Here is a 23,091-nt window from a genome sequence, read left to right on the forward strand (position 1 = left end):
GCCCTGCTTGGCCTGCGTGCTCACCTCACTGGCGAGGGTGTCGGCTTGGCCGGCGTTGTCGGCGTTCTGGCTGACGGTATTGGTGATCTGCTCCAGCGCCGAGGCGGTCTCCTGCAGGCTGGCGGCCTGCTCCTGGGTGCGCTGACTCAGGTTCTCGTTGCTCGCCACCAGCTCCCCGGAGATCGACTCCACGGTGCGGGCGTTTTGCGTCACCTCGCGAATCACCCCGGAGAGCTTGTCGCGCATGGCGGCCATGGCATCCAGCATACGTCCGAACTCGTCGCGATAGCGGTTGCTCAGGCGTACGCCCAGGTTGCCCTCGGCGAGCGCCGTGGAGAAATCGGTGGCCTCCTGGAGCGGGCGCAGGATGCCCCGGGCCAACCACCAACCGATGGCAATCGCGACCAGCAGTGCGGCCAGCATGACGCCGATGACGATCATTAGACCGCGCTGATAGTCCACCATGCTCTGCTGATAGTTGGCCAGCATGACCGATCGCGTGGAGCGGTAGAGGGCGGTGATGGTGTCGTAGAGATCGGCGAAGTCTTGCCGCATCTCGCTCTCATCGACCTGGCCGCTATCCAGCAAATTGCGCAGGGTGTGCAACTGCTCGATGAAGGTTTCCGCCTGCTGACGCTGGTCATCGCCGGTGATCAAGTCGGGATAGTAGCTCTCCCAAGCGCTATTGGCCCGCTGGCGGTTGTACTCTACCTCGCTACGCTGCGCTTCGGTGAGTTCCCCGTTACCAGCCAGCGCAAAGATCGTGCGGTTGTCGCTGACGGTGGCTCTGAGCGTGGTGAGCCGGATCATCGCCTGAACGTTCACCTCGACGATGGAGCGCATCGCCTCCTGGGTCTGACGATTACTCAAGACGCTCTGCACGCCGATGGCGACCAGCAACAAGATGATCAATCCCAGCCCCAGACACAGGCGGGCCTTGACGCTATATAGCGCGCTTTTCATATTCGTTTCCCCATCTGGGTAGCTCGGTAGGCAGGCAGGTCGCGGCAGGGAGTTGCCGCGCAGAAGAGTTATCGACCATGTTGAATTTTTATTTATCTAAAATTTCATTGGGGCGATTGGTATTGTTAAAACAATTTATTTTTTAGCTACACATGATTGAGTGGTGTCTAAATAATGTTTTTAATTAAAGTGCTGGTTATCAATAGGATGGCATTCAGAATATGCTGACTGTGGAGACACCGCTTGCTGATGGCGCCAAGGAGGTGAGTGAAGAAAAGCAAGAACAGGCAGTGATGAGGGGAAGGGAATGGGGTGAGGAGGAGAGAGCAGAGGCCCGAGTATCGCCCGGTTGTCGGGCGATACTCGGCTGGAGCCGGCTGGCGTTAGAAGCTGCTCCACTCCTCCACGTCCTGGGAAGTGTGACGCGGTTGCGGTTGATGCTGGGATTGACGTGGCTTGACCGTCGGCGAGAGGAGGGGGGCCCGGCTATGGCGCGGTGACGCTTCACCGTTGGCATAGCCGCGGAAGAAGCTGATCTCCTGGGCCAGCATCTCGGCCTGGTTCTGCAGGTTGCCGGTGACAGTGGTCGACTCCTCGACCAGGGTCGCGTTCTGCTGGGTGACGCTATCCATCTCGCCCACCGCCAGGTTGATCTGCTGGATGCCGGTGGACTGTTCGCGGCTGGCGACGGCGATCTCGGAAACCAGGTCGGTGACCTTCTCGACGTTGGTGACGATCTGCGCCAGGGTCTCGCCGGAGCGATTGACCAGTTCGGAGCCACGCGCCACGCGCTGGGCACTTTCGGAGACCAACTGCTTGATCTCGCCGGCGGCATCGGCACTGCGGCTGGCCAGCTGGCGCACTTCCTGAGCGACCACGGCGAAGCCGCGGCCCTGTTCACCGGCACGTGCGGCCTCCACCGAGGCGTTGAGCGCGAGCAGGTTGGTCTGGAAGGCGATCTCGTCGATCATGCCGATGATGCTGGAGATCTGCTGGCTGGAGGCGTCGATCTCGCGCATCGCGCCGATCGCCTCGTCGACCACTTCGCCGCCCTGCTTGGCCTGGCTGCTCACCTCGCTGGCGAGGGTGTCGGCCTGGCCGGCGTTGTCGGCGTTCTGGCTGACGGTATTGGTGATCTGCTCCAGCGCCGAGGCGGTCTCCTGCAGGCTGGCGGCCTGCTCCTGGGTGCGCTGGCTCAAGTTCTCGTTACTCGCGGCCAGTTCGGCGGAGATCGACTCCACGGTGCGTGCGTTGTTCGCAACTTCGCTGATGACGCCGGTGAGCTTGTCGCGCATGGCGGCCATGGCGTCCAGCATGCGTCCGAACTCGTCACGGTAGCGGGCGTCGAGACGCACGCCCAGATCGCCCTCGGCCAGGGCGGTGGAGAAGTCGGTGGCCTCCTTGAGCGGGCGCAGGATGCCGCGGGCCAGCCACACGCCTAGGGCGATGGCCAGCAGCAGACTCACGCCGATGGCCCCGAAGACCACGTAAAGGCTGGTGCGGTAATCCGCCACGCTTTTCTCATACTCCGCCAGCGTGGTCTCACGCGCCAGCCGGTAGAGCTCGGTCACGGTCTTGTAGATCTGGGTGTAGGTGGCGTCGATTTCGGCTTCTTCGGCGCCGCTGTCGACCAGTTGGCGCAGCTTGGTCAAGGTATCGAGATAGGTGCGCGATAGCTGCTGCTCGACCTCAGTGGTGGCGAGCTCGGGGTAGTAGTGGCCCCACGCTTCGTCGGCGCGCTGACGATTCTCGGCGATCATCTGGCTCTGTGTCGGGGTCGGCGTGGCGCCGCCGACCTTGGCGAAGATAGTGCGATTGTCGGCGATCGCGGCCCTGACCGAAGCGAGCGTGATCATCGTCTGGGTGTTGTCTTCGACGATGCTCTGCATGGCTTGATGGGTCTGGCGATTGCTGAGAACGCCTTGCACGCCGATCGCGATCAGCAGCAGGATAATCAACCCCAAGCCCAGGCATAGCCGGGCCTTGACGCTATGTAGCGCACTTCTCATATTCGTTCCCCCGAATGGATACGCCTCTGGTTATGCCCTTGAATAGGCGGCACGCGGCATGGACCTGCTGCGTCGAGGTTTATATCGGCGGAATTTAATTCTAATTTAAGACAAGTTTAATTAAGTAGTTTGCGAACTATTGCGCGCCTCGATGCGCAAGGACGCGCGAAGAGAGGCGATGACGATCGAGAGATCAGGCACCGTGACAGGCGGTTTGCAGGCGCGGTTGTCAGATAAGGGCATGGCGCAGAGGGGCGGTGTGCGGTGCAGGCGCGTATCAGGCGGTGGGGATGCCCGCAGCCCCCCACGAAGGCGGGCTGCGGGGCAGGCTTGGGTGGCCTGGTCTGATCTCGAAGGGCGAATGGATACTACTGACCGCGCTGCTTGATCTGATCCTTCAACTGCCCCGGGATCTGCTTGATGATAAGGCGCTCGCGCTCTTCGTCATACTCGATGCTGTTGCCCAGCAGGTGCGAGTCGAAACTGATCGAGACGCCGGTGGCACGGCCGGTGAAGCGCTTGAACTGCTGCAGGGTACGCTTGTCCGGCGGAATCTCGGCGGCCAGCCCGTAATCCTGGTTGCGGATGTAGTCGTAGAACGCCTTGGGCTGGTTTTCGTCGACCAGCTCGGAGAGTTCGTCCAGGGTGATCGGTTCGCCGCGCTTGGCCTGGGCGTTGGCGTAGTCGATCAGGGTGGAGGTCTTCTCGCGGCTGGCCTCTTCGTTGAGATCTTCGTGCTCGACGTAGTCGCTGAAGGCCTTGAGCAGGGTGCGGGTCTCGGCGCTGGCATCGACCCCTTCGCGGCAGCCGAGCCACTCACGAAAGGCTTCGCCGGTCTTCTTGCTGCCGCGATCCTGCACGTGGGCGATGTACTGGCGCGACTCGCCGCGCTGCCATTGGGTCAGGTCGATCCGTGCCGCCAGCATCAGCTGGCCGAGGTTGAGCTGGTCGACCTCGACGACCTGGCCGGCGGCATCGAAGCCATAACCGCGGCGCTGGTGCAGCAGCGCCAGGGTCAGAAACTCGGTCTCGCCCTGGCGATTGTGCACGCACCATAGCTGGCCGCCGACGGAGAGCTGGGCGTCGACCAGCACCAATAGGTCCTGCGCGGCCTGGGTGGTGAAGTCGGTGAAGTTCAGCTCGCCACGACGATAGCGTGTCAGCGAGGCGGCGAAACGCGAGGGCGCTGGCGCGGCGACCTGGGTGTCGGCGGCGAAGGGTACGACCTCGCTCTCATCGTCGGCGTCCGTTGCGGCCTGCGTGTCCGCTTCCTCTCCTGGCTGTTCCACAAAGTGCCCCCACGCCTTGGGCTTGGCGTGAAAGCTCTGGTTGAACGCGGCCAGCAGCGACTCCGCGGCCTCGCTGGCGGCCAGCGCCTCGCCGGCGGTGAGCGTCGCGGGGCTGTCGTCGCCGTGCTTGTCGATGCGATGGGCACAGGCTTGAAGTATCGGCATGGGGACCTCGGCGCGGTGCGTGACTCTTGGGGGCCGCCGTGGCAGCCCCGTGACTCGGGTGGCTCAGGCGATCACGGACGCAGGCGGTAGCCGGTGCGGAAGATCCAGTTGACCACCGCCAGGCTGACGCCGAGGAACACGAATACCATGACCAGGCTCGCGACCACGCTGACGTCGCTGATGCCGTAGAAGCTCCAGCGGAAGCCGCTGACCAGGTAGACCACCGGGTTGGCCAGGGTGACCGCCTGCCACACGCTGGGCAGCATGTCGATCGAGTAGAAGCTGCCGCCGAGGAAGGTCAGCGGGGTGATGATCAGCAGCGGCACCAGCTGCAGCTTCTCGAAGCTGTCCGCCCAGATGCCGATGATGAAGCCGAGCAGGCTGAAGGTGATCGCGGTGAGCACCAGAAACAGCAGCATCATGAACGGGTGCAGGATGTGCAGATCGACGAAGAAGTTCGCCGTGCCCAGGATCACCAGCCCCAGCACCGCCGACTTCGAGGCGGCAGCGCCGACATAGCCGAGCACGATCTCGAAGTACGAGATCGGCGCCGACATCACCTCGTAGATGGTGCCGGTGAACTTGGGGAAGAAGATCCCGAAGGACGCGTTGGAGACGCTCTGGGTCAACAGCATCAACATGATCAGCCCGGGCACGATGAAGGCCCCGTAGCTGACCCCTTCGACCTCCTGGATGCGCGACCCGATCGCGGCGCCGAAGACGACGAAGTAGAGCGAGGTGGAGATGACCGGCGATACCAGGCTCTGCAGCAGGGTACGACCGGCCCGGGCCATCTCGAAACAGTAGATGGCGCGTACGGCTTGAAGGTTCATTGGCGCTCTCTGACCAGTTTGACGAAGATCTCTTCCAGTGAGCTCTGCTTGGTATGCAGATCCTTGAAGCGAATGCCGGCGGCTTCGATGTCGTTGAGCAGGGTGCTGATCGGCACCTGCCCCTGGGCGTTCGGGTCACTGGCATCGTAGGTGTAGACCAGCACGCTGCCCCCTTCATCCAGCGCCAGCGGGTAGTGCGAAAGCGCCGGCGGCACGCTCGCCAGCGGCTGCTGTAACTGCAGGGTGAGCTGCTTGCTGCCGAGCTGACGCATCAGCGCCTGTTTTTCCCGCACCAGCACGATCTCGCCACCATTGATGACACCGATACGATCCGCCATCTCCTCGGCTTCTTCGATGTAGTGGGTGGTGAGAATGATGGTGACGCCGCTGGCGCGTAGCTCCCGTACCACCTCCCACATGTCGCGGCGCAGCGCCACGTCGACCCCGGCGGTGGGCTCATCGAGGAACAGGATCTCGGGTTCGTGGGCCAGCGCCTTGGCGATCAGCACACGGCGCTTCATGCCGCCGGAGAGCGTGATCAGCTTGTTCTTGCGCTTGTCCCAGAGTGACAGCGACTTCAGCACCCGTTCGATATGGGCGTCATCGGGCTTGCGCCCGAACAGGCCGCGGCTGAAGCGCACCGTGTTCCACACGGTCTCGAAGGCGTCGCTGGTCAGCTCCTGCGGAACCAGGCCGATCTTGGCGCGGGCGGCGCGGTAGGCGCTGACGTTGTCGTGGCCATCCACCAGCACCTGGCCGGCGCTGGCGTTGACCAGGCCGCAGATGATGCTGATCAGGGTGGTCTTGCCGGCGCCGTTGGGGCCGAGCAGGGCGAAGATCTCGCCACGTCGGATCTCGAGATCGACCTGCTTGAGCGCTTCGAAACCGGAGTCGTAGCGCTTGGAGAGACCGATGATCTCGATCACCGGCGCGGGCTCGGCGGCAGGCGCGCTGCTGGCCGTCGCCGGGGATGACACTGTGGCTGTGGGGTGACTCATGAGTGGCAACATCGTGGCGTGAAAGGTGACCATTGTAGGCGAAAACACGTCTCGACTGGACCCGCATCCGCCAGTCGCTAGGCAGGCACAGACAGGCGCAATGTGCCGCGGTCGTCTATAACGACACTGTCATACACGGAAATTTCATAGACCGCTGACGCGCCGGCGCCCTTACCGGTGCGGCCCGCTCGTTACCCACGCGCGGGCCGCTGGCGTCATCAAGCCAGGAGGCTCATCCATGCCACGCTCCATGCCACGTTTCATGTCCCTCTCGACGATCACCAGCCGCACCAGCGTGCTGCTGCTCGCCGCCATGCTGGGCACCACGCTGCTCTCGGCGTGTACCACCACCTCGCCGCAGGATCGCGAGAGTCAGCGCGCCGAGCGCCGTCAGCTCGATCAGGACGTAGCCAATACCCTCGACCGGCTCTATCGCGTGGCGCCGCAGTCGCGGTCGCTGGTGGATCAGGCCAAGGGCGTGCTGGTGTTCCCCGGGGTGCTCGGTGCCAGCTTCATCGTCGGCGCCAGCCATGGCGAGGGCGAACTGCTCGTGGACGGCACCAAGGCCGGTTATTACACCACCACCAGCGGCTCGATCGGCTTCCAGGCCGGGGCTCAGTCACAGGCGGTGGTCTATCTGCTGATGACCGACAAGGCGCTCAACCGCGTGCGCAGCAACAACGACTGGTCAGTGGGTGCCAGCGCCGGCGTCGCGGTGGCGGATATCGGCGCCAACGGCCAGATCACCAACAACACTGCCAATCAGGAGGTGATCGCGTTCGTCATGAACAATCAGGGCCTCCAGGGCGGCGTCTCGCTCAACGGCGCAAAGATCTCCAAAGAACGCCCGTGATGCGCTGAGCCGGCGCCATGTCCCACGCCCTTCGGTTCGCCGGAGGGGGTTGGGCATGGCGCCGGCTCAGTCAGGCCTGGGCGAAACGCTCGGGTCAGGCTTGCTCGGGCAGCTCGGCGTTGTGGTAGACGTTCTGGACGTCGTCGAGATCGTTGAGCATGTCGATGAATTTCTCGAACTGGGCGACGTCGTCGCCTTCCAGCGGCGTGGTCGTCTGCGGCAGGAACTGGATTTCGTCGGCCTCGAAGTCGATCTCGCCGAAGGCGTCGAGCAGCGCCTGTTTGGCCTTGGCATACTCGGTATGCGGGGCGAACACGGTGATACGGCCGTCTTCGCTCTCGATATCGGTGACATCGACATCGGCTTCCATCAGCGCTTCGAGCACCGCTTCTTCGTCATCGCCGGCAAAGGCGAAGATCGCGCAGTGATCGAACATGTGGCTGACCGTGCCCTGGGTGCCGATCTTGGCCTTGTTCTTGGTGAAGCAGCCGCGCACGTCACCGTAGGTCCGGTTGGGGTTGTCGGTCAGGCAGTCGACGATGACCATGCAGTTGCCCGGGCCGAAACCTTCGTAGCGGGCGGTGGAGAAGTCCTCGCCGCCGGCCCCGGAGGCCTTGTCCAGCGCCTTCTCGATAACGTGAGAGGGCACCTGGTCCTTCTTGGCCTTCTCGATCAGGCCGCGCAGGGTCAGGTTGCCGTGGGGGTCGGTACCGCCCGACTTGGCGCAGACGTAAATCTCGCGGCCATACTTGCTGTACACCTTGGTCTTGGCGGCGGCCGTCTTGGCCATGGATTCCTTGCGGTTCTGGAAGGCCCTTCCCATCAGTCACACCTATCAGGTTGTCTACGATCAGGTTGTCTACGACGGCCGCGATTTTACTCAACCTGGCGGGGATGTTGCAGGTTTATTTACGCTTTCGTGCCAGTGACGCTGCGGGATGCCGACGCGTGGCGGCGGGCTCTGGTATCCTGCCGCCCTCCGACGACCGCCACTGCGCGGCGCCACGCGCGGCGGGAAAGCCGCGATCCGCCCTCTGTACAGGAATCCCGCTCGTGTCCGACACCGCGACCTCGACCGACTTCAGCGCACTGGCGCTGACCCCGGCGCTCAAGCACAACCTGGACTCGCTGGGCTATCACACCATGACCCCGATCCAGGCGCTGGCGCTGCCAGCGATCCTCGCCGGACGCGACGTGATCGGCCAGGGGCGCACCGGCTCCGGCAAGACCGCCGCCTTCGGCCTCGGCCTGCTCCAGGCGCTCGATATCACGCGCTTCGAGGTGCAGGCGCTGGTGCTCTGCCCGACCCGTGAGCTGGCCGACCAGGTCGCCGAAGAGCTGCGCCGGCTGGCGCGACAGCTCGCCAACGTCAAGATCCTGACGCTGTGCGGCGGGACACCGATGGGCCCGCAGCTGAACTCGTTGGCCCACGGCGCCCATGTGGTGGTCGGCACCCCCGGCCGGCTCGAGGCGCATCTGCGCAAGGGCGCGCTCGATCTGGATGCGCTGCGCGTGTTGGTGCTCGACGAGGCCGACCGCATGCTCGACATGGGCTTCCAGGAGACGCTGGAGGCGATCGTCGCCGCCACGCCGAGATCGCGGCAGACGCTGCTGTTCAGCGCCACCTATGCCGATGCCGTACGCCCGGTCGCCGAGCGCCTGCTGCGCGATCCGGTCAGCCTGAGCGTGCCCGAGACGCACGGCCAGGAGAGTATCCATCAGCACTTCCACCGCATCGCCGACGAGACCGCGCGGCTGCCGGCGCTGATGCGCCTGCTGCACCACTACCGGCCCAGTTCCAGTATCGTCTTCTGCAATACCCGCCAGGAGACCGAGACGGTGGCCCAGGCGCTGGCACAGGCGGGGTTCAGCGCCGAGGCGCTGCACGGCGAGCGCGATCAGCGTGAGCGTGACCGCCTGCTGATCCGCTTCGCCCAGGGCAGCCTGTCGATTCTGGTCGCCACCGATGTGGCGGCTCGGGGTCTGGATATCGAAGCCCTCGATGCGGTGTTCAACTATCAGCTCGCGCGGGAACTCGAATCCCACGTGCACCGGGTCGGGCGTACCGGCCGCGCCGGCGAACAGGGCACCGCCTGCACCCTGGTGAGCGAGCGCGAGACGCATCGTCTGGAGCGGCTGGCGGCGCTGCTCGCCGAGCCGCCCGAGTTCGAGCCGCTACCCAAGGGCGGCGACGAAACGCCGTTTCAGCCGGCCATGGCGACCCTCGAGATCGATGCCGGCAAGCAGCAGAAGATCCGCCCCGGCGATATTCTCGGCGCCCTGACCCGCGGCGGCGATGACGAGGGCATCGACGCCGGCCGGGTCGGCAAGATCAAGGTGACGGATCGCGTCGCCTTCGTGGCGGTGGAGCGTGAGCTCGCGCGTCGGGCCCTGGCGGTATTGAACGCCGGCAAGTTGAAAGGGCGGCGCTGTCGTGCTCGTCTGGTGGTCGATGCTGATGGTCGATAACTGTGGAAAGCGCTGAGAGCGAGGCCGCATGAAGATACCCAAACGATTGCAGCCGCTGGTGGAGGATGGCCTGATCGACGAGGTCGTCAGCCAGCTCATGAGCGGTAAGGAGGCACAGGTGTTCGTCGTGCGCTGTGGCGACGAACTGCGCTGTGCCAAGGTCTTCAAGGAGGCCAAGAGCCGCAGCTTCAAGCAGGCGGTGACCTATCAAGAGGGGCGCAAGGTGCGCAACAGCCGCCGCGCCCGGGCGATGTCCAAGAAGACCCGCTACGGCCAGCGCGAGCAAGAGTCGGCGTGGCTCAATGCCGAGGTCGAGGCGCTCTACCGTCTGGCCGCCGCCGGGGTGCGGGTGCCCACGCCCCACGGTTTCGTCGACGGCGTGCTGCTGATGGAACGCATTGCCGATGCCGACGGCGATGTCGCCCCGCGGCTGGATGATGTCGAACTCACCCCTGAGCAGGCGCTCGACTACCACCAGCGCCTGATCGGCGAGGTGGTGCGCATGCTCTGCGCCGGGCTGGTCCATGGCGATCTGTCGGAATTCAATATCCTGGTCGGTGCCGAAGGGCCGGTGATCATCGATCTGCCCCAGGCGGTGGATGCCGCCGGCAACAACAACGCGCCCTGGATGCTGGTGCGCGACGTCGACAACCTGCGCCACTATTTCGGCCGCTTCGCCCCTGAGCTGCTCGCGACCGACTACGCCAAGGAGATCTGGGCCGCCTATGAAGCCGGCGAGCTGCACCCGGAGAGCGTGCTGACGGGGCGCTTCACGCCGGATGCCTCGCGGGTCGATGTCAGCGACGTGATGCGTGTGATCGACGCCGCCCGCGAGGAGGCCGCCGAGCGCGATGCCCGCCAGCAGGAAGACGCCGACGACTGGTGAGGCGGGGGCGGGGTGAGGTGTCTACACTGGGGGCACATCGTCTCGGATGGTTCATCGTCGGTGGTGCCTGGCTGGCGGCGCTTCGCCGTTGGTCTTGGCGCCAGGACGTTCATCGATGTCCACTCCCAGACGCCAACCAAACCAGGAGGCTGACTTCATGCAGGTCGTTCATCTGACCGCGCCCGGCGGGCTCGACAAGCTCTCACTCGGCACCACTGACGCCCCCAGCGCCCCCGGGCCGGGCGAGATTCGTGTGCGCATTCACGCCAGCTCGCTCAACTTCCATGACTACATTGTCGCCAGCGGCGTCTCGCCGACCGAGGATGGGCGTATCCCCATGTCCGACGGTGCCGGGGTGGTCGAGGCGGTCGGCGAGGGTGTCGACGAGTTCGCCGTCGGCGATCATGTGGTCTCGACTTTCTTCCCTCAATGGCTGGAAGGGCCGGCGCGGGTCGGCGACTTCAAGACCGTGCCCGGTGATGGCATCGATGGCTACGCCCGCGAGCAGGTGGTACGCCCCGCCCACTACTTCACCTTGGCTCCGGCCGGCTACAGCCACGCCGAAGCCGCCACGCTGACCACCGCCGGGCTTACCGCCTGGCGTGCACTGGTGGTCGACGGCGGCCTCAAGCCGGGAGACAGCGTGCTCACCCTGGGCAGCGGCGGTGTGTCGATCTTCGCCCTGCAACTGGCCAAGGCGATGGGGGCGCAGGTGATCGCGACCTCCTCGTCGGATGCCAAGCTCGAACGGCTGCGTGAGCTGGGCGCCGATCACACCATCAACTACCGCGACGAGCCCGAGTGGGGCAAGCGGGTCCAGGCGCTCACCGACGGGCGCGGTGTCGACCACGTGATCGAGGTCGGCGGCCCCGGCACGCTGCCGCAGTCGATCGATGCCGTGGCGATCGCTGGCCATATCGCGCTGATCGGCGTGCTCACCGGGGTTGGCGGCGAGGTGCCCACCGCCAAGCTGATGGCCAAGCAGGCCAAGCTGCAGGGGCTGATCGTCGGCAGCCGGCGGGATCAGATCGAGATGATCCGCGCCCTCGAGGTCACCGGTCTCAAGCCGATCATCGACCGCAGCTTCGGCCTCGGCGAGATTGCGGATGCCTTCCGCTATCAGGAGTCGGGCAAGCACTTTGGCAAGATTTGCCTCGAATTCTGAGCACCACTCCCAAGTTCATGCCACTGCCAAACGACAACGCCGCCGGAGAGCTCTCCGGCGGCGTTGTCGTTCAGGCCCCTGCGCGCTGGCATGGGCCTGAACGCAGGGGCGCTGTTGATCTCACTTGCGCGAGGGCGGGCGCAGGTCGTAATCGAAGTACTGGTGCATCAGCTCGACGAAGGTGCCATCGGCGTAGACGCTATCCAGCGCCTGGTCGAAGGCCGCGGCCAGGGCCTTGTCCCGCGGGCGCACGGCGATGGCATTACCGCGGCCGAAGATCGACTCCGGTTGATCGATGCGCGGGCCCACCTGCACGTACTGGCTGTCCGGCTTGCCGAGTTCCAGCGCGTCCAGCGCCACCGGATAGTTGAGGAAGGCCAGATCGAGCCGTTGGGCTTCCAGGTCCAGGGCCACATCCGCTGCAGTGGCGTAGCGCTGGATATGGAGCTTGTCGGCATAGCGTTCGGTGATGTAGCTATCCTGGGTGGTTCCGCGCTGGACGCCGACGCTCAGCCCCTTCAGCGAGGCGGGGTCGTCGAGATCGATCGTCTCGCCGCGGCGCGCCACCCATACCTTGGGCGACATCGCATAGGGGCGGGTAAATCGCACCTGGCGCTCCCGCGCCGGGGTGATGCGCATCGACGACATGATGGCGTCGTACTTGCGCGCGAGCAGGCCAGGGATGATGCCATCCCAGCCCTGGACCACCCACTCGCAGTCGAGCTTGGCACGCTGGCACAGGATGTTGCCGAGATCGATCTCGAAGCCCTCTAGTTCACCGGCGGCGTTGCGATACTCGAACGGCGGATAGGGTACATCGACGGCGATGCGCACGTGCTGCCCGGCTTCGGTCTGGGTGTCGGCGCTGGCGAGGGGGGCGGTGAATAGTTGCGCGCCGAACAGAGCCACGGCGGAGAACGCAAGACAAGCCAGCTCGCGAGGGGCGGAGAAACGTGGTGTCACGGAGAGATCCTTGAAGTTGTGAGGTTGTTATCGGTGCTGAACGATTGTTGTTGGTGCGGGCGGCATGCGCCCCACCCGGACAGCGTGCCGCATGCGGCACGCGATGGGAAGGCGGACACTGCCTCGGGCGTATTCCGCGAATCCGCGAGCAACGCCGCCACCTGTCGGATGGCCAAACCCGGTACGAGATCGACCTGAAAAGTCGCACGCCTTTCGAGTCGGTATTCGAATATCACGTAAATACAACACGTTGTCCATGGGGCAGGTGTGGCACGCAAAACGTGTGAAGAGGGGCGCGGGGTGTACATTCACATCAAGAAAGATGGCCGGTGGGGGGCTCCCGCTTGGGTTGGCGTTGTTCTTGACGTGACGGTTGGTTACTGTCGGGCAACGGCCGTACTCAAGAGGGCGCTACGACCGTGATTCACGCGCAAGGGACTACTGCATGGATGGCAGCCGGCCATCACTGCATGCACAGGTAGGGGCGGTAGCGTCGCAGGATGCCTTGCTTGAGCTTTGACCCCGCGGGCTTCGGGTCTTCCGGTGCGCTCATGTCTGACGGTTCTATTCGAGAAGACGCTGTGATGACACTGAAAGATCATTTTGGGTTGCTGGCTTCCTACAATCAGTGGATGAACGCGAAGGTTTATGAGGCTGCGGGCCTTCTCTCTGCCACCGATTTAGCCAGGGATCGAGGGGCCTTTTTCGGCTCCCTTCTGAAAACGCTGAATCATCTCCTCGTTGCTGACACCATCTGGCTCAAGCGGTTTGCTGAACATCCCGCCTGCTCGATCTCGTTACGCGAGGTGATTGATCTGCCACAGCCGACCGGTCTGGATCAGATGGTCTTTGACGACCTCGATCGGCTGGCCGAGCGCCGAGTTTGGTTGGACCAGAAGATCATCGGTTGGATAGCCGGCTTGTCTGGCGATGATCTGGAACTCATTCTCACTTATCGCAATAGCAAAGGGATGACTTTCCACAAGCGGTATTCGAGCCTGGTTCTTCATTTTTTCAATCATCAAACCCACCATCGCGGCCAGGCATCTACCTTGTTGTCACAGGCCGGCAAGGAGGTGGGTGTCACTGATCTGCTGGCGCTGATTCCGGATGAAAATCATGTCTGATCAGCCGCCGCTGCCGGTCAATGTTTTCATGGCTGCACGGCCTCGAGATTGCCGCAAGGCCGTGCATTATTTTTTGGTCGCTAGGGTCTCTTAGATGAAGTCAATATTCGACAGTGTGCCTTCGGACTTTCGGCTTTTAGCGATACTGGTGACCATCATCAGTATTGCGGCTCTGGTGAACTGGGCGGTAATTGCGATCATCAATCGACTGGAATCATCCATGTTGGCCACCGCCTCTGTCGACAAGACCGCACTCAATTTCGCCAAGCGTCTCATCTCTGTCGTGATCTATGGCGTCGGCATTGGCGCATGCCTGACACGCATCCCCGAACTCGATATCGTGGGGCATTCACTGCTGACGGGTGCCGGTATTCTCACGCTGGTCGGTGGTCTGGCATCGCAGCAAGTGCTTGGGAATATTGTCAGCGGTTTCATGATCGTCTTCTTCCGCCCGTTCCGGATCGGTGATCGCATCACCGTCTCTGGCAATTACACCGGAACCGTCGAAGACATCACGCTACGAGAAACCATTCTCCGAGATGCCGAGAATAATCGAATCATTATTCCGAATTCACAGATCAGCAGTGAAGTGGTGGTCAATGCCAACCATACCGACAATAAAATCTGCAAGATCATCGAGGTGGGCGTCGGCTACTCATCGGACCTGGAGCAGGCAATGGAGATGATGCAAGACGAAATCGTCAAGCATCCGCTGATCATTGACCAGCGCACAGCAGAGCAGATACGAGATAACACCCCGATCGTCCCGGTGCGAGTCACGGCGCTCGGTGACTCTTCCATCACGCTCAGAGCCTGGGCCTGGGCAGATAGCCCTGCAAACGGCTTCGTGTTGCAGTGCGACAGCTACGCCAATGTAAAACGCCGCTTCGATGAGGCCGGCATTGAGATTCCCTTCCCCCAGCGAACGATCTCGTTTGCCGGTGGTTTGCGAGTCTACCCGCCTGCCGAAGACGTAAATGAAAAGAAGGCTCGCTAAGCCGGATATGACGACGTCTTGCAACAGCGGGAAGACAGAGATAGGTACCCATGCTATCGGGTGTGGTCAGTCTGGCCGAGACAGTCAGAAATTTTCCGAGTACTGGTCTCCACGCGTCGTGGTGCCAACAATGATATCGCTAGGAGTGTATCGTGTTTGAGGTGGTGAGAGCTGTTTTTCCTGATGACCTGCAGGATGTGCTTGATCTCTACCGTGAGTATGTGAACAGCACCTCCGTCGATCTTTCTTTTCAGGGTAATGACCAGGAGTTTAGCCGACTGCCTGAAAAGTATGGCGGCGACGAATCAAAGATTTTTCTGCTGAAAAAAGATGGCGAACCGGTCGGGTGTGCGGCATTTCGGAAGCTGAGTGATACCACCTGCGAAATGAAGCGAGTGTATATCCGTCCAAACGCCCGCGGGAGTCATCAGGGGGCTCATCTGATTGACAGGGTTTTGCAAGAGGCCGTGATTAGTGGATACAAGAAGATATGTTTGGATGTTCTGCCAGAGTTCAAGGCGGCCCTGAAGCTATACCGTTCATATGGGTTCGTTGAGCATCCTCCCGTCACGCACAATCCCGTTCCAGGCACACACTTCCTGGGCTTGAATTTAGAAGACTATAAACAGAGGCTGTAGAGTCTCTGCAGTGCCTTGGATGATGTATCAGTTTCTCACGGAGCGCGTATCAATCTCTCACAAGAGTGTGACGAGAAAAAGATAAGTAGGAACGGATGGTCAAGAGGGCTTTTAACATCAATGCCATAGCTAACGGTGAGGAGGTGGGTGAGTAAGCCAGACACTCCTGCATCCATCATCACTGCCAATCTTGCCTATCGTGACAAGCCCCGAGTCAGACCACTGACTCGGGGCTTTTTGGTTTTCGTGGCGTGGTGTTCCTCTAGTTGCCGCGCCATATCGGCTTTCGGCCGGTTGGGATTCTCGATCGCTGGCGCGATCCTGATGTGGGCCTACGCCATCTGGGGGGCATCTAAAGCTTCGTCAGCGGTCAATCGCGCCGGAGATGCGCTCGAGCACAGACAGTGTTGTCTCGAGTTCCGCCTGGGTGATGCCTGCAGAGCATGTCTTGGCCCAGCCCGACTGCTTGTCGTACAGCTTTGAATAGACCGTTTTCCCGAGGTCCGAGAGGCTGATCAGTTTTGCGCGTTTATGCCCCGGATTGTCTTGGAATAACAGAAGGTTATCCTTTTGCATGGCGTCCACGAGCCGCTGTACGGCTTGTCTTGTCAGCCCCATGCTGCCGGCGATCTGCGGCACGGTTTGTGGTTCACCCGCCAAGGAAAGGGCTCCCAGGATCTTCCATCGGGCACTGGTGATGCCATATTCCGACCCCATACGGTCGCCCTCACTGACGAGGAGCCCGCCCAGCTTGAAGACTTCGAGAACAATCTCGGTGAACACCGGGCCTTTCTGAGCGTCGCTCATCGGCGATTCCTCTGGCGAATTGACAACATGTTGACAACCTCGGTTGTCGCTCGCATGATGACAACATGTTACCAACTTGCCCCGCCGGAGGAAACCAGAATGCTCATGCTCCATCGACTGGCAGCCACCCTCGCCATCTTGTGCATTGCCACGTTCTTCTCGTCGACGATTCTCGTCGAGCTGTTCGGTACGTCAGCATCCATCGCGACCGTCAAAAGCCTCATCGTGTGGCCAGGCTTGTGGGTGCTGGTGCCCTCCATTGCCTTGACCGGCGGTAGCGGTTTTGCCTTGGCGAAATCCAGAAGTGGGAAGCTCGTACGACGCAAGAAGATGAGAATGCCCTTTATTGCCATCAATGGCTTATTGGTGCTCATTCCCTGCGCCGTGTTCCTGGATCGCTGGGCATCCGCAGGCGCGTTCGATACGGCTTTCTACCTGGTGCAAGGCGCTGAATTGCTGGCCGGTGCGACCAATCTCGTCTTGATGGGCATGAACATGCGAGACGGTTTCAAGATGAGCGGTAGGTTTAGACGTTCAACGTTGGCGAACCGTTAGGCCATATCCCCCAGTGGCCCGGCCAGCAGCTCCGAGACCACTCCCGGCATGAACTCCCGCGGCAGGGTGATGGCGTAGAAGTTCTCGAAGACGTTGGGGAGCTGCTCCAGGCGCGTCAGGCGCCCCTGCTGCAGCTCGTCCTTGACCACCACCTCCGGCAGCACGCTCAGCGCACCGCTATCACGGGCCAGAAGACGCAGCATGGCCATGTCGTCGGCTTCGGCGAGAATCGTCGGCCGGTACTGGTAGAGACTGCAGTGGCCGTCGAAGGCGCGGCGAATCTCGTGGTGCTCACCGGGCAGCACCCAGCGGCTGTGTTCGAAGCCGTTAGGGAAGGGCTTGCCGGGGGAGGCGCCGGGGGGGCCGATGATCGAGAGCGGCTGGCGTGCCAGTAGCTGGCTCTGCCAGGCGGCGGCCTGCGAATGAGACGACGGCAGTTGGGTGTTGGTGAGCACTATGTCGAGTTCGTGGCGGGCCAGGCCATCGAGCAGATCAGCCATGCCGCGGGCGTGCAGGCTGAAGTGCACCCGCTGTGTCGGCTGGTGGAGCAGGGGGGCGACGAAGCTCTCGATGAAGTTACGCGACATGGTGGAGAGAGTGCCGATGCGCAGGCGCTGATACTCGGGCTCGATACCGCGGCCAATCAGCGACTCCAGCTCCTCGCCCTTGGTGAAGATCACCTCGGCATAGTTGAACACCCGGCGGCCCGCCTCGGTCAGCACCAGGGCGCGGTTGCGGCGCTCGAACAGCGGCTTGTCCATCCGTTCTTCCAGCTTGCGGATCTGCGCCGAGAGCGCGCTCTGGGAGAGGTGCAGCGAGTCCGCCACCTGGGTCAGCTTGCCTTCCCGGGCCACGCGCCAGAAGTAGTAGAGGTGATGATAGTTGAGGCGGCTCATTTTCGTTCTCTTTTATAGAGCAATTCATCAATTAATATCTATTTTAATTAAAAAACGGCTCGCCGGATACTGCACGCTCCCTGGATCAGCGGAGCCTACTCATGCACGGCAACGAGCCATTTTTCACCCTTCTGTTCACCCTGGTGCCGCTCATCCTGGCGCTGGGGGCCGTGGTCAGCGCTCGCGGCGCCACCGCGCGGGCCTGGCGCATCGGCCAGGTCACCACCAGCGCCAGTGTGATGCTGGCAGCCGCGCTACTGGCGCTGGGGCTGGTACATGGCCTGCCAGCGCTGGCCGGCTGGTGGCAGAGCGGCGTGCTGCAACTGAGCATGCTGGCGCTGGCCAACTTCATCGCCTTCGTGGTGGTGCGCTACAGCGCGACCTATCTGCAGGGCGAGCCACGCCAGCGGCGCTTCGTCGCGCTCGTTCAGGCGCTCTTCGCCGCGGTCAGCGTGGCGGTGCTCAGCGATTATCTGCCGCTGTTCCTGCTCGCCTGGCTGGGCATCAGCCTGGCCATGCACCAGCTGCTGATGTTCTACCCCGATCGCCCCCGCGCGGCCCTGGCGGCGCACAAGAAGTTCCTCTTCGCCCGCGCCGCCGAGCTCTGCGCCGTGGCTGCCTTTGTCATCCTCTACCTGGAGCACGATAGCGCGCGGATCAGCGTCATCACCGCCGCCTATGCCGTGCCCGGCCATGCCCTGAGCCTCGCCGACCAGGCCGCGGCCTGCCTGATCGGGCTGGCGGCGCTGATCAAGTGCGCCCAGCTACCGCTGCACGGCTGGCTGATCCAGGTGGTCGAGGCGCCGACCCCGGTGTCGGCGACGCTGCACGGCGGGGTGATCAACCTCGGTGGCTACCTGCTGCTGCTGTTCTCGCCGCTGCTGCTGCAGTCGGCCCCGGCCCAGGCGCTGGTGCTGGCGGTGGCTGGCGTCAGCAGCGTGTTGGCGGCACTGGTGATGATGACCCGCGTCAGCGTCAAGGTGCGCCTGGCCTGGTCGACCAGCGCCCAGATGGGTCTGATGCTGGTCGAGATCGCCCTCGGGCTGACCGAACTGGCGCTACTGCACCTGCTCGCCCACTCCTGCTACAAGGCCTACGCCTTCCTCAGTTCCGGCGAGGCGGTGGCCGAGGATCTGCTGCGCCGCCAGGCCCCCGCCCGCAGCCCCTCTCCGGGCCAGTGGCTCGCGGCCTTCCTGATCAGCGCCGCGCTGGTGAGCGGCGTGGTGGTGCTGGCGCGCAGCCTCAGTACATCGCCTGCCTTCGCCGCCTATAGCCCCTGGGTGCTGGTCACCCTGGCTCTGACCGTGATGCTGGCTGAGCGCCGCAGCGAACGCAGTGCGGACGCCCTCGGCAGCTTCCTCGGCCTGGCCGTGCTGGTGGTGCTCGCCTATGTCGGCCTCAAGACGCTGTTCGTCACGCTGCTCCCCGCCACCGGGCACAGTGTCTCGCCCTGGGCAGACCTGTGGGTGAGCGTGCTGTTCGTGCTGCTCTTCGCCGGTTACTGGCTGCAGCGCCATGGGCTGCACTACCGCGCCTCGCAGACGCTCAACCGCTACTGCTACGCCGGCTTCTACCTCGACGAATGGGTCACCCGTAACACCCTCAAGCTCTGGCCCCACGCGCTGCCCGGCCGGATTCAGGCCAAGCAGCATCACACCGTCTCTCGCGGGAGTTTCCAATGATGAGTCTCGATACCTCTCGAACCGCACGGCTGGCCGACGCGAGCGACGCCACGCCGCTCACCGAGCCCCAGATCGCGGCGCTGGATCGCGCCTGCGCGCGCATCGCCCCGAGCTGGCCGCTGGATCGGCTGATCGCGGTGAGCCCCTACTGGACCCAGCGCGGTGAAGATGCCGCCACGGTCTCGGCGCGCCTCTCGGCGCTGGGCAATGTCCACGGCCTGATGCCGCCGAGCCACTATCTGGCGGCCTGGCAGCGCGGCGAGATCACCGAGGCGCACCTGAGTGAGGCCGCCGCACGGCTCGACTACCACGGCGCCTACCGCAATCTACTGGCGGTGGTCGACGAGCTCAGCCGCTTGCCCCACTGGCACAACATCAGTGATCTGATCGATGCCCGTCGTGACCGTCAGCACCAGATGGCTTGGCGCGACGAGATCACCCATCAGATCAGCCAGTTCTGCGCCGCCTACTATCAGGCGGACGGGCCGCTCAACGCCGAGCGCTTGAAGGCGCCCAGCGACATGCGGCTCTATCAGCACTGGCGCGAGATGACCCTCAAGGATCGCGGCATCGCCATCCTGATGGGCGAACCGCGGCTGCGGCGCTACTTCCAGACTCTGCCGGAGAGCGAAGAGGGGCTGTTCCAGGCCGCCATCGCCGAGCTGGATGTGGCCACCGGCCAGCTCGAGAGCTACGCCCAGGCACTACTGCTCGATATCAACGGCTGGGCCAGTTGGGTCGCCTATCAGGATTGGCAGCAGGGGCTGGGTGCGTCCCCCCGTGAGGGGCAAGAGGGGACTCAGCACGAGGGCCAGTTCGCGGGCCCGCCGTCGGATATGCGCAGCCTGCTGGCGATACGCCTGGCCTGGGAGCTGGTGCTGTGGCGCTATACCCGGGCGGAACAGCCGGAGCAGGCCGAGCGCCTGAATCGGTTATGGCACGCGGAACTGGTGGCACTGCCATCGCGGATCGAGCACCACCAGCGCGCGCAGCAACCACTGTGGGTGTGGCAGCTCGCCAGCGAGCTGGCCTATCAGCAGCCGCTGCATCATGCGCTGCGGCAGGCCGCGGGGATCGCCTCCGAACAGGCGCAGACGCCGCGGCTGCAGGCGGTGTTCTGTATCGATGTGCGCTCGGAACCGATGCGCCGATCACTGGAGCGCCAGAGCCCGGCGATCCAGACCCTGGGCTTTGCCGGCTTCTTCGGCCTGCCGCTGGCGCACCAGCAGGGTGGCACCGCGCTGGCCCAGCCGCACCTGCCGGGGCTGCTGGCGCCCCAGGTAATGCTCAAGAGCGAACCGAACACGGGGACGACACACACCGCGCAACGGCTGAACTGGCAGGCGCGCCTGCAGGAGTGGAGCCGCACGGCGAGTGCCAGCTTCACCGCGGTGGAGGCGGGCGGGCTGCTCTATGCCGGCAAGCTGCTGCGCCGCTCGCTGGAGGCCAAGGCCCGGCGCCAGCCACTCGCCATGGATACGCTGAGCTGGCACTGGCGCGGCAGCGGCGAGTCTCTGAGCCTGGCCGACAAGGCCGCGCTCGCCCGCAGCGTGCTGGTGGGCATGGGGCTGACCGAGCACATCGCCTCTCGGGTACTGCTGGTGGGGCATGGCAGCCACAGCAGCAACAATCCGCACGCTGCGGGGCTCGAGTGTGGCGCCTGCGGCGGCCAGTCCGGGGAAGTCTCGGTACGCGCCCTGGCGCGGCTGCTCAACGACTCCGCGTTGCGCGAGGCGCTGGCCGAAGACGGGCTGGTCATCCCCCAGGAAACGCGCTTCGTACCGGCGCTGCACCACACCATCACCGACCGCCTCGAACTGCTGGAGGCCGAGACGGACGCCCAGGTGCTGGGTGAAGAGATGCGCACCTGGCTCCAGCGGGCCGGCGAGCAGGCCCGGCGCGAGCGCGCCCCGCAGCTCGGCCTCGCGGCCGATACGCCCGAACTCGAGCAGACCCTGGACCGCCGTGGCGCCGACTGGTCGCAGACCCGCCCGGAGTGGGGGCTGGCCAACAACGCCAGCTTCATCGCCGCCCCGCGGCGCTGCACCGCGCTGCTCGATCTCGCCGGGCGCAGCTTCCTGCACGACTACGACTGGCGCACGGATAGCGACTTCGCGCGGCTGGAAGCGATCATGACCGCACCGCTGGTGGTCGCCCACTGGATCAACATGCAATACAACGCCTCGGTCACCGATAACCGCAAGTTCGGCAGTGGCAACAAGGTGCTGCACAACGTGGTCGGCGGGCATATCGGGGTGTTCGAAGGCAACGGCGGCGATTTACGTATCGGTCTGCCGCTGCAATCGCTGCATGACGGCGAGCGCTGGCGCCACGAACCGCTGCGCCTGAGCGCCTACCTCGCCGCGCCCCCGGAGGCTATCGCCGAGATCGTCGCGCGCCATGAGGCGCTGACCTCGCTGACGCACAACGGCTGGCTGCATCTATTCGCGCTGGATGACCAGAGCGGCGAAGTGCTCGCTTACCGTGGCGGGCAGTGGTTCAGTAGCTAACGGTAAGATTTGCCTAGCAAACCCGCTTCATCAGAAAAAGCCCCGGGCCAGACCACTGGCTCGGGGCTTTTCTCTTTTTGGGGCGTTTCCACCGCGCTGGCATCCGCTTGCGTGGTGGAGTTCCCGGGGGCTGAATCCCAGAGCGGCAAACTATGTATCTATTGCGACACACAACGTTTTGCATCTGTCATGGTGAGTGAATAATCTTGTTGTTCAAGATCTCTTGCGTGGCTAGGTGGAATTGTCTCTTAGCTGAATGCTAGCACTACTGCATGGATGGCAAGCCAGCATCACCCATGCCCCGGTAGGGGCGGTAGCGTGGCCAGGCATTAGGTTCTCTCGGAACGCGGGCTGTAGCGCTTTACCCGCATGATGGCCTACACACGATCCATCGGCCTGGGAGGTCTGCTCTGCGCATCCATACGTTGATGCCCGCGTTGCTGTGTTTCTATACAGCTTCATTGGCTCTGACAAGATGCGCAAGCGCGCGAATTCGGCATAGGTAGCCGAGCTGTTGTGAGAAACCAGTTTTATCAATGGGTTAGGTAAAAAATGGTGTGCTCAATAATTTTGTTGAGCGTGCTAGCGCGTTCAATGCAATAAACGAGCCTGCCGTGTAATCACTGTTAGGCGTTACGTCGCAGCTCACATTTGGAGGAGATTATGAACAACGTTGAAATAGTGATTCTGGCAAATTCCGTGAAACATCATCAGCACTGTGTTGCTGGAAAATGCACTGCTACTGGCCAGTGGGTGCGGCCGGTCTCGGATGCAAATGGTGCGGAATTGAGTCACGCGCAAGCTCAGTGCCAGAACCCACATGGAACTTTCAATGTGAAGCCTTTACAGAAAGTACTTATGGGCTTTTCTACTCATGTTCCCTTGGCGCACCAGCCAGAAAATTATGTAATAGACGGATCTATGTGGCGGCAAAATTATAGGATCTCAGACGGAGAATTAAACCAGTACCTGGATCAACCTGGCGATATATGGGGTCATGCAGATCGAGTGCCTCACGCGCTTATTTTATCAGGACAGATTGTAGTTGGACAATCCTTGTATCTAATAGCTGTCGACAATTTGAATTTATACAGAAATCAGCATGACCGACGAAGAGCATCGTTTTCATATCGCGGCACTGGCTATGATCTCGCTGTTACGGACCCTAACTTTGACAGAATCACTCAAAATAATGAGGAAGTTAAAGGGATTCTATGTGTGAGCCTTGGCGAAGAGTACCAAGGCGACTGCTTTAAGCTCGTTGCGACTGTATTTTAGCAGGAAGA

Annotated in this window: 20 protein-coding genes; 11 read left to right on the top strand and 9 right to left on the bottom strand. The window is 62.9% G+C overall.

Annotation, left to right across the window (positions count from 1 at the left end):
• From DOM66_RS13530 to DOM66_RS13550, 5 genes are all read right to left on the bottom strand, one after another.
• Window positions 1-963 (bottom strand): methyl-accepting chemotaxis protein (locus tag DOM66_RS13530; RefSeq protein ID WP_157959049.1); only part of this gene is annotated, 963 nt, incomplete at its 3' end.
• Between the two features lie 383 nt (window positions 964-1,346).
• Window positions 1,347-2,972 carry a methyl-accepting chemotaxis protein gene (locus DOM66_RS13535; protein WP_110690555.1) on the bottom strand — a complete coding sequence of 542 codons (1,626 nt, stop codon included), beginning with the start codon at window positions 2,970-2,972 and terminating at the stop codon, window positions 1,347-1,349.
• Between the two features lie 368 nt (window positions 2,973-3,340).
• Window positions 3,341-4,426, bottom strand: a complete 1,086-nt coding sequence (locus DOM66_RS13540; RefSeq protein ID WP_110690556.1) for a nucleoid-associated protein — start codon at window positions 4,424-4,426, stop codon at window positions 3,341-3,343.
• A 71-nt stretch (window positions 4,427-4,497) separates the two neighbouring features.
• Complete coding sequence (locus tag DOM66_RS13545; protein ID WP_110674962.1) at window positions 4,498-5,259, bottom strand: ABC transporter permease; 762 nt, start codon at window positions 5,257-5,259, stop codon at window positions 4,498-4,500.
• Window positions 5,256-6,257: an ABC transporter ATP-binding protein gene (locus DOM66_RS13550; RefSeq protein WP_110675304.1), complete on the bottom strand. Its 1,002-nt coding sequence runs from the start codon at window positions 6,255-6,257 to the stop codon at window positions 5,256-5,258. Before DOM66_RS13550 ends, DOM66_RS13545 begins: the two co-directional genes overlap by 4 nt.
• A 238-nt stretch (window positions 6,258-6,495) precedes the next feature.
• On the opposite strand from DOM66_RS13550, the gene DOM66_RS13555 reads away from it, so the two are divergent.
• Entirely contained in the window at window positions 6,496-7,110 is a 615-nt protein-coding gene (locus DOM66_RS13555; RefSeq protein WP_223161986.1) for a BPSL1445 family SYLF domain-containing lipoprotein, read from the top strand.
• Window positions 7,111-7,204: 94 nt separating this feature from the next.
• Here the strand turns inward: DOM66_RS13555 and DOM66_RS13560 are convergent, their stop codons facing one another.
• Window positions 7,205-7,933 carry a YebC/PmpR family DNA-binding transcriptional regulator gene (locus tag DOM66_RS13560; RefSeq protein ID WP_110674961.1) on the bottom strand — a complete coding sequence of 243 codons (729 nt, stop codon included), beginning with the start codon at window positions 7,931-7,933 and terminating at the stop codon, window positions 7,205-7,207.
• Between the two features lie 230 nt (window positions 7,934-8,163).
• Here DOM66_RS13560 and dbpA point away from each other — a divergent pair, with 230 nt between their 5' ends.
• From dbpA to DOM66_RS13575, 3 genes are all read left to right on the top strand, one after another.
• Window positions 8,164-9,579 (top strand): ATP-dependent RNA helicase DbpA, encoded by a 1,416-nt coding sequence (gene dbpA / locus DOM66_RS13565; protein WP_245392441.1) that lies wholly within the window; start codon window positions 8,164-8,166, stop codon window positions 9,577-9,579.
• A 28-nt stretch (window positions 9,580-9,607) separates the two neighbouring features.
• Entirely contained in the window at window positions 9,608-10,465 is an 858-nt protein-coding gene (locus DOM66_RS13570; protein WP_110690558.1) for a PA4780 family RIO1-like protein kinase, read from the top strand.
• Between the two features lie 157 nt (window positions 10,466-10,622).
• On the top strand, window positions 10,623-11,630 hold the full coding sequence (locus tag DOM66_RS13575) for a zinc-dependent alcohol dehydrogenase family protein (protein WP_110690559.1): 1,008 nt from the start codon (window positions 10,623-10,625) through the stop codon (window positions 11,628-11,630).
• Between the two features lie 120 nt (window positions 11,631-11,750).
• Here DOM66_RS13575 and DOM66_RS13580 read toward each other — a convergent pair whose 3' ends face one another.
• A complete protein-coding gene (locus tag DOM66_RS13580) occupies window positions 11,751-12,593 on the bottom strand; it encodes a transporter substrate-binding domain-containing protein (RefSeq protein WP_245392442.1) in 843 nt (280 codons plus the stop codon).
• Between the two features lie 509 nt (window positions 12,594-13,102).
• On the opposite strand from DOM66_RS13580, the gene DOM66_RS13585 reads away from it, so the two are divergent.
• The 3 genes from DOM66_RS13585 to DOM66_RS13595 all read left to right on the top strand — a co-directional run bounded on the left by DOM66_RS13585 (window position 13,103) and on the right by DOM66_RS13595 (window position 15,355).
• Window positions 13,103-13,720, top strand: coding sequence for a DinB family protein (locus DOM66_RS13585; protein ID WP_342588201.1), 618 nt, complete (start codon window positions 13,103-13,105; stop codon window positions 13,718-13,720).
• A gap of 94 nt (window positions 13,721-13,814) precedes the next feature.
• The gene (locus tag DOM66_RS13590; RefSeq protein ID WP_110690560.1) at window positions 13,815-14,717 is read left to right on the top strand and encodes a mechanosensitive ion channel family protein; all 903 of its coding nucleotides are present in this window, start codon (window positions 13,815-13,817) and stop codon (window positions 14,715-14,717) included.
• A gap of 152 nt (window positions 14,718-14,869) precedes the next feature.
• Window positions 14,870-15,355 carry a GNAT family N-acetyltransferase gene (locus DOM66_RS13595; RefSeq protein WP_110690561.1) on the top strand — a complete coding sequence of 162 codons (486 nt, stop codon included), beginning with the start codon at window positions 14,870-14,872 and terminating at the stop codon, window positions 15,353-15,355.
• 363 nt (window positions 15,356-15,718) lie between these two features.
• Here DOM66_RS13595 and DOM66_RS13600 read toward each other — a convergent pair whose 3' ends face one another.
• Entirely contained in the window at window positions 15,719-16,162 is a 444-nt protein-coding gene (locus tag DOM66_RS13600) for a MarR family winged helix-turn-helix transcriptional regulator (RefSeq protein WP_110674954.1), read from the bottom strand.
• A 99-nt stretch (window positions 16,163-16,261) separates the two neighbouring features.
• On the opposite strand from DOM66_RS13600, the gene DOM66_RS13605 reads away from it, so the two are divergent.
• On the top strand, window positions 16,262-16,717 hold the full coding sequence (locus tag DOM66_RS13605) for a hypothetical protein (RefSeq protein ID WP_110674953.1): 456 nt from the start codon (window positions 16,262-16,264) through the stop codon (window positions 16,715-16,717).
• On the opposite strand, the gene DOM66_RS13610 is transcribed toward DOM66_RS13605, so the two are convergent.
• The gene (locus tag DOM66_RS13610) at window positions 16,714-17,613 is read right to left on the bottom strand and encodes a LysR family transcriptional regulator (RefSeq protein ID WP_110674952.1); all 900 of its coding nucleotides are present in this window, start codon (window positions 17,611-17,613) and stop codon (window positions 16,714-16,716) included. The genes DOM66_RS13605 and DOM66_RS13610 overlap by 4 nt on opposite strands.
• Before the next feature lie 101 nt (window positions 17,614-17,714).
• Here DOM66_RS13610 and DOM66_RS13615 point away from each other — a divergent pair, with 101 nt between their 5' ends.
• From DOM66_RS13615 to DOM66_RS13625, 3 genes are all read left to right on the top strand, one after another.
• A complete protein-coding gene (locus DOM66_RS13615; protein WP_110690562.1) occupies window positions 17,715-19,295 on the top strand; it encodes an NADH-quinone oxidoreductase subunit L in 1,581 nt (526 codons plus the stop codon).
• On the top strand, window positions 19,292-21,805 hold the full coding sequence (locus DOM66_RS13620) for a YbcC family protein (protein ID WP_110690563.1): 2,514 nt from the start codon (window positions 19,292-19,294) through the stop codon (window positions 21,803-21,805). The genes DOM66_RS13615 and DOM66_RS13620 overlap by 4 nt, the downstream gene beginning before the upstream one ends.
• Window positions 21,806-22,468: 663 nt before the next feature.
• Window positions 22,469-23,083, top strand: a complete 615-nt coding sequence (locus DOM66_RS13625) for a dual OB domain-containing protein (protein WP_110690564.1) — start codon at window positions 22,469-22,471, stop codon at window positions 23,081-23,083.
• Window positions 23,084-23,091 lie beyond the last annotated feature (8 nt).

Origin of the sequence: Salinicola endophyticus, from assembly GCF_003206575.1 — a bacterium.
In the GTDB taxonomy this organism is placed as follows: Bacteria; Pseudomonadota; Gammaproteobacteria; order Pseudomonadales; family Halomonadaceae; genus Salinicola; species Salinicola endophyticus.